At 37.1% G+C, this 11531-nt stretch carries 13 protein-coding genes; 3 read left to right on the top strand and 10 right to left on the bottom strand.

Annotation, left to right across the window (positions count from 1 at the left end; translation table 11 throughout):
- Positions 1-153 precede the first annotated feature (153 nt).
- Positions 154-1644 (top strand): transcription termination factor Rho, encoded by a 1491-nt coding sequence (gene rho, locus EOJ36_RS04580; RefSeq protein WP_238944408.1) that lies wholly within the window; start codon positions 154-156, stop codon positions 1642-1644.
- Positions 1645-1675: 31 nt separating this feature from the next.
- Here the strand turns inward: rho and rocD are convergent, their stop codons facing one another.
- Both rocD and EOJ36_RS04570 read right to left on the bottom strand, forming a co-directional pair.
- Positions 1676-2875, bottom strand: a complete 1200-nt coding sequence (rocD, locus tag EOJ36_RS04575; protein WP_127802852.1) for an ornithine--oxo-acid transaminase — start codon at positions 2873-2875, stop codon at positions 1676-1678.
- On the bottom strand, positions 2875-3819 hold the full coding sequence (locus EOJ36_RS04570) for a coiled-coil domain-containing protein (RefSeq protein ID WP_127802851.1): 945 nt from the start codon (positions 3817-3819) through the stop codon (positions 2875-2877). Before EOJ36_RS04570 ends, rocD begins: the two co-directional genes overlap by 1 nt.
- 109 nt (positions 3820-3928) lie before the next feature.
- Between EOJ36_RS04570 and nadB the strand changes: the two genes are divergently transcribed.
- Positions 3929-5515, top strand: a complete 1587-nt coding sequence (gene nadB / locus EOJ36_RS04565; RefSeq protein WP_127802850.1) for an L-aspartate oxidase — start codon at positions 3929-3931, stop codon at positions 5513-5515.
- Positions 5516-5517: 2 nt separating this feature from the next.
- Positions 5518-6141 (top strand): uridine kinase, encoded by a 624-nt coding sequence (gene udk, locus EOJ36_RS04560; protein WP_127802849.1) that lies wholly within the window; start codon positions 5518-5520, stop codon positions 6139-6141.
- Here udk and EOJ36_RS04555 read toward each other — a convergent pair.
- The 8 genes from EOJ36_RS04555 to EOJ36_RS04525 all read right to left on the bottom strand — a co-directional run bounded on the left by EOJ36_RS04555 (position 6138) and on the right by EOJ36_RS04525 (position 11488).
- Positions 6138-6656 carry a class I SAM-dependent methyltransferase gene (locus EOJ36_RS04555; protein WP_127802848.1) on the bottom strand — a complete coding sequence of 173 codons (519 nt, stop codon included), beginning with the start codon at positions 6654-6656 and terminating at the stop codon, positions 6138-6140. The genes udk and EOJ36_RS04555 overlap by 4 nt on opposite strands.
- A gap of 52 nt (positions 6657-6708) precedes the next feature.
- Positions 6709-6867, bottom strand: a complete 159-nt coding sequence (locus EOJ36_RS11940; protein WP_164847843.1) for a hypothetical protein — start codon at positions 6865-6867, stop codon at positions 6709-6711.
- A complete protein-coding gene (locus tag EOJ36_RS04550; protein WP_127802847.1) occupies positions 6857-7330 on the bottom strand; it encodes a SixA phosphatase family protein in 474 nt (157 codons plus the stop codon). The genes EOJ36_RS11940 and EOJ36_RS04550 overlap by 11 nt, the downstream gene beginning before the upstream one ends.
- The gene (locus tag EOJ36_RS04545) at positions 7330-7797 is read right to left on the bottom strand and encodes a gamma carbonic anhydrase family protein (RefSeq protein WP_238944407.1); all 468 of its coding nucleotides are present in this window, start codon (positions 7795-7797) and stop codon (positions 7330-7332) included. Before EOJ36_RS04545 ends, EOJ36_RS04550 begins: the two co-directional genes overlap by 1 nt.
- Positions 7798-7933: 136 nt before the next feature.
- Positions 7934-8461, bottom strand: coding sequence for a YfiT family bacillithiol transferase (locus tag EOJ36_RS04540; RefSeq protein ID WP_238944406.1), 528 nt, complete (start codon positions 8459-8461; stop codon positions 7934-7936).
- A 4-nt stretch (positions 8462-8465) separates the two neighbouring features.
- Positions 8466-10148 carry a D-alanine--D-alanine ligase family protein gene (locus EOJ36_RS04535; RefSeq protein WP_238944405.1) on the bottom strand — a complete coding sequence of 561 codons (1683 nt, stop codon included), beginning with the start codon at positions 10146-10148 and terminating at the stop codon, positions 8466-8468.
- 4 nt (positions 10149-10152) lie between these two features.
- Positions 10153-10401 (bottom strand): NifU family protein, encoded by a 249-nt coding sequence (locus EOJ36_RS04530; protein ID WP_127802843.1) that lies wholly within the window; start codon positions 10399-10401, stop codon positions 10153-10155.
- Between the two features lie 13 nt (positions 10402-10414).
- Positions 10415-11488 (bottom strand): Mrp/NBP35 family ATP-binding protein, encoded by a 1074-nt coding sequence (locus tag EOJ36_RS04525; RefSeq protein WP_127803430.1) that lies wholly within the window; start codon positions 11486-11488, stop codon positions 10415-10417.
- Between the last annotated feature and the right edge of the window lie 43 nt (positions 11489-11531).

Genomic DNA, 11531 nt, shown 5'->3' with positions numbered 1-11531 from the left:
TAGTATTGCGGAGCGTTTTCCATTCGTGGACGCTCCGTTAGTCATAACAGTTTCCTTTTATCCATCGTTTTGCTTTCCAAAATTTTTAAGCCAAATGTAGATTTCCGCCGAGGATTCCTGTTTTCAATTTGAAATATCAATTATCATCCCTTTATGGAAGAAAAACCAGTTCGCAGACCACGCAAAGGTAGAGAAGAAGAAAATCAAGCGCCTGTAGAAAGACAAAAAAGACAAAGAATTAAGCGTTCTGACGATGTTCAGGCTGAAATTCCCTTAGTGCCAGCTCCACAAGAAGAGCCTCGCAAGAAGAATTTTACTAAAAAACCTGAGCCTATAATGGAAGCTTCTGAGGATAATTCGGATGATTTTGAGCCGATTGTTCCACCAGATGATTTTATGGAAGACACATCGTTTATTAGCACAGAAGATGTGTTGGTAGATGAGTCAAAATTACCAAAAGAGGAGGTTCAAGCGCCTATATCAAATAATCAGTTCAAGAAAAACTACAATGCGATTATCAAAGAGCTTGATGGTTTAATTGAAAATGAAGGTGTTTTAGAAATTATGCAAGAAGGGGGTTATGGCTTCATGCGTTCTTCGGATTATAATTATTTAGCTTCGCCAGATGATATTTATGTTTCTCCAGCACAGATCAAAATGTTTGGTTTGAAAACGGGAGATACTATTAAAGGGAGTATTCGTCCACCAAAGGAAGGAGAAAAATATTTTGCTTTGTTGAAAATTGAAACGGTTAATGGTAAGTCAACTGATGAAATAAGAGATCGTATCAATTTTGAATATTTAACACCCTTATTTCCGGAAGAAAAATTAAATCTTTCGACCTCACCTGACAATTATTCAACACGTATCTTGGATTTGTTTGCACCAATTGGTAAAGGACAAAGGGGTATGATTGTTGCACAGCCCAAAACGGGTAAAACGGTGTTGTTGAAAGATATTGCGAATGCCATTTCTCGTAATCACCCAGAGGTTTATTTGATTATTTTATTGATTGATGAACGTCCGGAGGAGGTAACCGATATGCAACGAAGTGTAAAAGCTGAGGTTATTTCAAGTACTTTCGACGAACAGGCAGAGCGCCATGTGAAAGTATCTAGCATAGTGTTGGAAAAGGCGAAAAGAATGGTGGAGTGTGGACACGATGTGGTGATTTTATTAGATTCGATCACGCGTTTAGCGCGTGCCTATAATACTGTAGTTCCTTCATCTGGTAAGATTTTGTCGGGTGGTGTGGATGCAAATGCTTTACACAAACCTAAACGTTTCTTTGGTGCGGCAAGAAATGTTGAAAATGGTGGTTCATTAACCATTATTGCAACTGCTTTGATTGAAACCGGTTCTAAAATGGATGAGGTTATCTTTGAGGAATTCAAAGGAACAGGTAACATGGAACTTCAATTGGATCGTAAATTGTCGAACCGCAGAGTTTATCCTGCAATTGATGTTACTGCATCTGGTACACGTAGAGAAGACTTATTGATGGATCCAGGAGTACTTCAAAGAGTATGGATCTTACGCAAGCACATGTCGGATATGAACTCAGTTGAGGCAATGGAATTCTTACAGCAACAAATGAAGGGAACCAGAAACAATGAAGAGTTTTTGGTGTCGATGAACCGATAAATAAATTGAAAGTGGAAAGTGGATTTTTTTTTCAACTTTCAACTTTCAACTTTTCATTTGCAAATTTTATCTCCTCCTCAGAAATTACCAAAGGTGGTGCTAATCTGATTTTATTGCCGTGGGTAGGTTTGGCTAAAAGGCCATTTTCCATAAATTTCAAGCATAAATTCCAAGCAAGGTCACTTTCTTCGTTGGCGTCAATTTCTATGGCGCATAGAAGTCCTTTTCCGCGAACGTTTTTAATAAGCGGTGATTTTGCCTTTAATTCCATCAATCCTTTCATTAATTGATTGCCTCGTTCAATTGTGTTTTCTAAAAGGTTTTCCTCAGAAATTACATCAAGGGCAGCGCGAGTAACTGCAGCAGCTAATGGGTTTCCACCATAGGTTGATCCATGTTCACCTGGTTTGATGGTCAGCATGATTTCATCATTTGCTAAAACTGCTGATACAGGCATGAATCCGCCAGATAATGCTTTTCCGAGTAAAAGGACATCTGGTTTAACATTTTCGTGGTCGCAAGCTAGCCATTTCCCTGTTCTACCTAAACCCGTTTGAATTTCATCTGCTACTAGTAGCACATTGGCTTTATTGCAAGCTTGAGAGGCTTTTTGTAAATAGCCTTCAGCTGGAATAATTACGCCTGCTTCCCCTTGAATGGGTTCAACCATAAAGGCTGCCACATTTGGGTCTTGAAGAGCTAATTCTAGGGCCGGAATGTCGTTATAAGGTATTTTGATGAATCCAGGTAAGAAAGGGCCAAAATTTTCGAAGCTAGAAGGGTCAGTTGATGCAGAAATGGCGGCGAGAGTTCTCCCCCAGAAATTTCCTTCTGCTACAATTATTTTCGCTTGGTTCGTTGGGATTCCTTTTATTTGATAGGCCCATCTCCTACACAATTTCAGCGCAGTTTCTCCGGCTTCAACGCCTGTATTCATCATGAGTACTTTGTCGAAACCAAATAACTTGGCAAGCTTTTCTTCAGTTAAACCTAATTGGTCGTTGTAAAAAGCGCGAGAAGTGAGGGTGAGTTTTTGGGCTTGTTGGTAAAAAGCCTCTAAAATTTTGGGATGACAATGTCCCTGATTAACGGCTGAGTATGCAGAAAGGAAGTCGAGGTACGACTTCCCTTTTACATCCCATACTGTAGAACCTAGACCTTTAGAAAGAACAACGGGTAGCGGATGATAATTATGCGCACCGAATTGATTTTCTAGGTCTATGTAGTTCATTATTTTACTTCAAAATTGCCTGAACCAACTTTAAATCCTTCAGCATATAATTCTACGCTATATTTTCCTGGCTTGTAAACTACTCCACCACGAGAATAAACTACGTCTACCACTTGGTTGTCGTTAGAATATGTAACGTTTTGTTTGGTAGTGAAAACCATTTCTTTTCCATCTTGTACAAATTTACCAGAGCCAGAAGCATTGTCGGACACGATAGCACCTTCACCATCTAAAATTCTAACAATAATGGTTTTATTTTCCAATTTAGTGATTGGATTTGGAGCCAAGTTGAAAGATATTTTTAATTTCTCTAATTTCTTTCCGTTGAAACGAGCTTTTTCTGATTCTTTGCCATTTGCTTTGATTGAGGCAAAACGTAAGCCCTGCGCCTTTAATGCAGCTGCAATGCTAACTTTTCTAGCTAATTCTTTGTTTTTAGCTGTATAATCAGATAAAGTATCAGACAAGGTTTTGTTTTGCGATTTTAAACCTGTGTTTTCTGAATTTAAATTTTCGTTTTGAGTTGTTAAAACCTTATTGTTTTCAGTTAAAATACCGTTTTGTTTTTTCAATTCGGTGATTTCAATGTCTTTTTGGGCTAATACAGAATTGTATTCTTTGATTTTTGCTTCATAAGATGCAACAGCAGCATGGTTTGCTTTTTTCAAAGATTCTTTATCTTGTTGCAATTGTGTTTTTAAAGCCTCTAAGTCTGTTACTTGACCACCAAGAGCTTTAATTTCTGAAATTTTTGCATCCAATTGAGTTGAAATGGAATCTAATTGGGTACGCGTATTGGCTAATTCAGTGGCTTTTTCTTCAATGGTTGTTGCTTGATCTTTCGTCAATTGATACGAACGGAAGTACAGAACACCTAATACCGCTGTTAAAACGGCAAGGACGATTAATGCAATTTTTGAGGAATTGCTGTTAGAGTTTTCCATTTGGAATAATTTGATTTTTAAGGGTTTAATAAAATTCTTGGTCGCAAAGTTAATCAATTTTGAACAAAAAGAACTTTATTGATTAAATTGCATGAATTTATTTCCTTGTATGGCTAGTTACGATTTTGTTGTTGTTGGTTCTGGTATTGCAGGTTTGTCCTATGTGGTAAAGGTTGCTGAGCATTTCCAATCGCTGAAAGTGCCAGTTAAAATTGCTTTGATTACAAAGACCATTGCAGAAGAATCTAATACCAAATATGCGCAAGGTGGAATTGCTGCTGTTTGGGACCAAACGGATTCCTATGAGAAGCATATACAAGATACAATGGTCGCTGGTGATTTTTTGAGTGATCAAAAAGTAGTAGAAATCGTAGTGAAAGAAGCCCCAGAGCGTTTGAAAGAGTTGATTTCTTATGGTACTCAGTTTGATAGAAAGGAAGATGGAAGTTTTGACTTAGCGAAGGAGGGAGGGCATTCGGATAACCGAATTTTACATTACAAAGATTCTACAGGTAATGAAATTGAAAGGTCTTTATTGGAGAAAGTAAAGAGCTTTTCTAATGTAGATTTTTTCACCCATTATTTTGCCATCGACCTTATTACCCAACACCATTTAGGCGAAAAGGTTACTAAGGATACGCCTGGTAAAAAATGTTTTGGGATTTATGTGTTGAATAAAAAAACACAAAAAATTGAAACATTTTTAGCTAAAACTACTCTATTAGCAACAGGAGGAATTGGGCAGATTTATCAATCCACTACCAATCCAAAAATTGCAACTGGAGATGGTATTGCCATGGCCTACAGAGCAAAGGCATTTGTTCAAGGAATGGAATTTATACAATTTCATCCCACTTCCTTGTATCAACCAGGAAAAAAACCTTCCTTTTTAATTTCTGAGGCAGTTCGTGGACATGGTGGCATTTTGAAAAATGCTGACGGTTCTACTTTTATGGAAAAATATGATGAGCGGTTGTCGCTTGCTCCAAGAGATATTGTAGCTCGTGCTATTGATTCAGAAATGAAGAAAAATGGAACGGATTGCGTGTATTTGGATATTCGTCATATTTCCAAGGAAGAGATTTTGGGTCATTTCCCGATGATTTATAATTATTGTTTAAAAGAACTTGGGTTGGATATTTCACAGGAAATGATTCCAGTTGTTCCGGCGCAACATTATTTGTGTGGTGGTATTATTGTAAATGAGTTTGCCCAAACCAATATACAAAATTTATATGCTGCGGGAGAATGTTCACATACTGGATTGCATGGTGCCAACCGTTTGGCTTCTAATTCTTTGCTTGAGGCAATTGTATATGCCCACCGTGCCTTTCTAAAATCCGTTGAAGAATTTGGAACGCAGGAGCTTCCACTTGGTATTCCAGATTGGAATGATGAGGGTACAAGGCATCCAGAAGAATTAGTATTAGTGACAGAGATGGCCAAGGAATTGGAGTCTATCATGAGTAATTATGTTGGTATCGTGCGAACAGATAGACGTTTAAAACGTGCTTATGACCGATTAGAATTGATTTATTTGGAACACGAAGAATTGTACAGACAATCAAAAATTACGGTACCTTTGTGCGAATTAAGAAATATGATAAACGTTGCCTATTTGGTCATTAAACATGCCATAGCGCAAAAAGAAAATAAAGGATTACATTTCAATTTGGATAATATTCATCAAAACTAAATATGTCAGATTTTAAAAAACCCTTCATTATAGGGATTACGGGAGGAAGTGCGTCGGGGAAAACCTTATTTTTACAGCAATTGATGCAGTATTTTGAGGAAGATGAAATCTGTTTGCTTTCACAGGATAATTATTATCGACCTATTCAACAACAATTTAGAGATCATAACGGAATCGAAAATTTTGATTTGCCTGGGGCTATTGATGAAAGGGAATTTGCTAAAGACATTGAGGCCTTACGAAGAGGAGAGGTGGTTAGTCGTTTGGAATATACCTTCAATAATAAAACAAAAGTGCCCGATATGATGCATTTTCATCCCAGGAAAATATTGGTTGTTGAAGGTATTTTTGTCTTTCATTTCCCAGAGGTAGCAGATTTACTGGATCTGAAAATCTTTATAGATGCTAAGGATAAAATCAAACTAAAACGTAGAATTAAGCGTGATAATGAGGAGCGTGGATATGATTTGCAAGATGTGATGTATCGTTGGAAATTTCACGTGAAGCCAACCTATGAAGAATATATTCGACCCCATAAATTTCACGCTGATTTAGTTATACCTAATAATAATCACTTTGAAAAGGGTTTAGATGTAGTGGTTTCTTATTTGAAATCTAAGATTTAGAACTTTTCGAATCGAAGGTAGTTTGCTTTTTCATCTTTAGGTTCATTGGAAAGTAATTTGAATTTCTCGAAAAGATCTATAATTTCCTTTTCGAAAAATAAGGGTTTTAGGCATCCTTCATGGATTTTTCTTTCATTGTGAGATAATTCCTCCTCGATTATAATTTTCCCATTTGGCTTAAGTAAGCGAAAGCATTCCTGAATACTTTCTTCTAACCTGTCTATTTCGTGTAAGGAATTGTAAAACCAGATTTCATCAATTGATTTGTCCTCAAGCGGAATATTTACGGCCTTCTGTTGAAGAATTTGAATACTTGTGACTAATTCCTTTTGATATATTTTGGAGAAATATTGAACAGTTGCATACACATCTTCCGTATTGAGAAGTTCTTTGTTAGGATCCAAAAGGATTAGATTGCTTACTGGATTTTCAAACATTTGTTTGATTTCCCAGAGACCAGAACCGCAACCAATACTTAAGTGGAAAGTGGAGAGTGGAAAGTGAAAAGTGTTCATTTTTTATCTATTATGTATTAAGTTTCAACTTTCCACTTTCAACTTTCAACTTTCAATTTTTTACTTTCCACTTTTCACTTTTCACTTTGTTTTTGTTCCACGGTGCCGTAGTCTTACTGGCCATGTGAATGCCAAATCCGATCATGATTAGCGTGAAAATAATCAGAATCCAACGGAAAAGTTTATTGTTGCTATTGGGTTTATTTTCCATAAAAATGATAGTTTACACTTGCGGAAGCTTTTGTGATCTCTTTCCATGAATCGAGCTTATTCCATTGCAAATGTACAATGTTGCCTGGTTCCATGAAAATATTTGTATTGGATAAATAACTTGCCAAATAGGATATGGAAGGGTTGTGTGCTACTAAATAGATAGTTGTACAACTTTCTAATTCTAAATAATTTTGATATAAGGAGCCAGAGGCTTCATACCATTTGGGGTCGTTTTTTCGGTCTAAAAGTAAATTTGAATTTGATTCTAAAAGAATATCCGCTGTTTGATGGGATCTAATAGCAGATGAAACGAGCCAAAGACCTGGATTATGGTTTGAGTACTTTAAAACTTGTGCAGCTTGTTGTGCTTCTATTTCACCGCGAGAAGAAAGTTTTCTATCAAAATCGGGTTCAATGTGTGGACCCGCATGAGCATGGCGAATAAGAATAAGATCTAGCATTAGCCTAAGTCTTCTTGTTTAATTAAGGGGAATTCTCCTTTGGCATGTCGCTCTCCCATGGCTATATAATGAGGTGCCGATTTTTTTAACCATTCGATTTCCTCATCATTTAGAGTTCTGATGATCTTTGCAGGAATGCCAACAGCCATAGAAAAGTCTGGAATTTCCATGCCTTCCTTGACCAATGCCCCTGCGCCAATCAAACAAAATTTGCCAATTTTTGCCCCATTTAAAATGGTTGAATGCATGCCAATCATGCTTCCTTCACCAATTTGTGCGCCGTGGACAATAGCAGAATGTCCCACAGTTACATTTTTGGCCAATATCGTTGGATGTCCAGGGTCTGCATGCAACACTGCATTGTCTTGAATATTACTACCCTGTCCAATGTGAATTTTTTCAACATCAGCTCTGATCACAGCTCCATACCAAATAGAGACCTGTTCTTCAATAGTTACTTGCCCCATTACTGAGGCGTTGGGAGCGAGGAACATATTAATTGTTAATTATAAATTGTTAATTGTTAATTAAAATTATAAAGTGAAATTTGGAAATAAAAAATTAGTAGACAACCATTAACCATTAACCATTAACCATTAACCATTAACCATTAACAATTATTTTTAGGTGCTCCAAATGGTGTAAACAATGCCAAGCATAAATGCCAAGGACTTTGTCAAGTTTATAAGTGATTTGTCGGGTTGGGTGGAAGTAAGATTTTTCCCAATCTTCTTCTGTGAAGGTTTTCATCCAATAGGTCCAACGAGAGTGAAGAGCTTTAAGGCCTAAAATTGAAAATTCAATGGGTCCACTTTTTCCATCGGATAAATTGGCATAAGCATTTTCGTTATAATCTTTGATTTCCGGATTTTCACCTTCCGTCAAGGCAGCTTTCATGCGTACGTAACAATGGGTATGGCTGTCGTATAAATGATGAATGACTTGTCGAGCAGTCCAGCCCTCAGGTCTATAAGGTGTTTCTAATTGTTTTTCGGTCAATTGTTTGGCAAATGCCTCAAGTTGAATTGGAAAATTTTCAATTGTTTCAATCCAAATTTTTCGTTGTTCCGTATCGATGGTTTCGGGTGCCTTAAAGCGACCCATCGGGTATTTTAATGCTTCTAAATCCATAATTTTAGGTGTAAAATTCGGTTATTTCAATGGCATTTTGTCTAGTTTGTGCTATTAAGGGATGAATACCTTTTTTGATTGTTTCCAACAATTCCTTACCACTTTCTTTTGCTAAATGGGAGGTATGTAATGGAATTTGAACCAACCCTTCTTCAATTTCTAAGTCTATCACTACTTGATAGGCTATATTTCCTGCTGATGCGAGTTCTCTAACCTTGTCTTTTGCTTTTTGAAATGAATCTTCGATATTTTTCGGGTCAATTTCCAAAACAATATTTTCCTGTCTTGAATTGGCCGCTTTCAAATTTTTAATGTCATTGTCGAGCTGGTCTAATAAGAATTTGAAAGCCTGATAGTTTTTTCCTGATTTCAAACGTTCTCTTACCGATTGACGAATAAAATAGGTTAAGGAATCTGTTACATTCAATCCGATTTCAGCCGTTTGTTTGAAAATCAAGGAGCTTGGCGACATTCCTGGGATGGTATTTGGATCGTGTAAAATAACAACATTGTCTTTTCTTACGAAACCGTCAATACGAGTACATACACCAAATCCAAGGTCTTCAAAAGCCTTTTTCACCATTGCCTGAATGGTTTGTAAGTTATTCAAGCTGGTTTCCATTGGGATGCGCTTGCGTGTAGCTTTTGATTTATATTTGGCATTGAAATCGAAAACTTCAACTGATTCATCGATAACAATTTCTGTAGGTGGCAAGGCCACAGCCTCTCCGGCAGGTGTTTGAATTACGCCGCAACTAAATTCACTGCCGTCGACAAATGCTTCCAATAGAATAGCGTCTTCAGAGTGGATTGAATGGATGCTTGCTTTGGTAACAGAGTTTTTAAAATATTCTTCTAAATCAGCCAATAAGGTATTAGGATGCTGAATGATTTTACCATTGAAAGTTACTGGAAACCCAATTCCTTCGTCCAAATTGACCATTTTTTGAAGGAGTTCAATTTTGTCATCAGTTGAAAAGGTCGTCCAGTTTTCTCTGTAAATTTCTTGGATGAACAAGCATTTTTTAATTGCTTGGTCGAAGGTTTCTAAGTTGTCTTGTTTAACAAATGCCAAACCTATGGAACTCCCTTGATGAGGAGCTTTTGCCACAAATGGAATTCCGATTGCCTTTTTTACTTGTTCAAAAAGTGTTTCACGGCCATATTTTTCGTAATCGGCTCGTTGTAGAATGAAATATTTTTTTTCAAGGCCAACACTTTTTTCGAGCCATTCATTTTGTTTAGCTTTATCGATACCGATTGAGCTTCCTAGGATACTTGGTCCAGAATAGGGAATGCCGTACCATTCGAGGAGGCCTTGGATGCTTCCATCTTCGCAGCCTGGTCCGTGCATGGCAATAAATGCGAAGTCGAAATGATTTTTAAAATCTTCAGGCTTGATTTGGGAACCTACATTTTTTAGAATTTCTTTTAAATCAAATTTTTCAAGAGATTCTAAATAAACATTGAAAGGTTCTTTTTGGTAGGCTTTAGGTGGATAAAAATCTCTGATAGATTCAGAAAAAATAAGTTCTTCTTTGATCAGAATAAAATTACCAAGGCTATCTACAAAAACTGGTACAGGTGTAAATAATGATTTGTTGATATGTGCCATTGCGGTTTTCCCACCCGCAAAACTTATTTCTCTTTCTCTGGCTGCGCCACCAAAAAATATACCAATTCTCATCATTTTATACCAATTGATTGATTTCTTTTACGGAAATAATTTCAGGAACTTCTCTTCGAATGGCTTCCTCTACTCCAGCTTTAAATGTCATTGCTGACATATTACAAGACTTGCAAGCGCCAACTAAATTTAAGTAAAGTTGGTTATCTGCAGTTATTTCCGCAATTTCCACATTGCCACCATCGGCAATCAGATAGGGTCTAATGCTATCTAAAGCTGCTTGGATTTTTGAATAGAGTGGGTGATTTTCCATACTTAAAATTAGTTCACAAATTTGAATTCACAATAGCAATTCGTTGAGCCAGAGTAGAAGCTATTTCTTGAAAGGCTTTTGCTACAGGAACTTCCTGAGCTGCAATTGGTTTTCCTTCGTCTCCTGCCTCTCTAATGGCCTGTACTAAAGGAACTTCACCCAAAAATGGTATAAAGTATTTTTTAGCTAATTCTTTTCCGCCATCTTTTCCAAACAAATAATATTTATTGTCGGGTAATTCTGCTGGAGTGAAATAGGCCATATTTTCAATCAATCCTAAAATGGGCACATTGATTCCTGCTTGTTTAAAGAATTGTAATCCTTTTTGAGCATCTGAAAGTGCAACTTTTTGAGGAGTTGTAACGATTACTGCACCAGTAACTTTGATCAATTGTACTAAGCTTAGGTGGATATCCGATGTTCCGGGAGGAAGGTCTATTAACAAGTAATCCAAATCCTCCCAATGTGTGTCTCCAAAAAATTGGCGAAGCGCTTGGGTCATCATAGGACCTCTCCACGGTACTGGACTTTCCGTTGGCGCTAAAAAGCCCATAGATATCATTTTAATGCCGTATTGATTGATTGGCTGAATACGATTTTTCCCATTTACCTCTTGCACCAAAGGTTGCATATCTTCTGCACCAAACATTACAGGAATGCTAGGTCCAGAGATATCGGCATCCAAAATCCCAACTTTTGCCCCAGCATTTTTTAATGCAATCGCCAGGTTTGCGGTTACAGTTGATTTTCCTACACCACCCTTACCGGACGCTACAGCAATTACATTTTTTACACCAGGGATTAATGGGTCTTGACTTGCCAAAGAGGTCACTTCAGCGGTCATGTTAATGATGATTTTTAGGTCTGGGTGGACAATTTTATGGATTGCGTCTTCGCAATCTTTTCTAATTTTTTCTTTTAGAGGACATGCAGGAGTTGTTAGAACAACAGTGAAGCGAACTTCACCGATGCCCAATTCGATATCCTTGATCATGTTCAAGGTTACCAAGTCTTTCTTTAAATCGGGTTCTTGTACAGTGCTTAAAGCACCTAAAATAATTTCTTTTGTAACGGTTAACTCACCCATGTAATTCTTCAATTTGGGTGCAAATTACGGAAATTTTATCAGT

The organism is Sandaracinomonas limnophila (assembly GCF_004005965.1).
GTDB classification, from domain to species: Bacteria; Bacteroidota; Bacteroidia; order Cytophagales; family Spirosomataceae; genus Sandaracinomonas; species Sandaracinomonas limnophila.
This window is presented reverse-complemented; position numbering and strand designations above follow the sequence as displayed.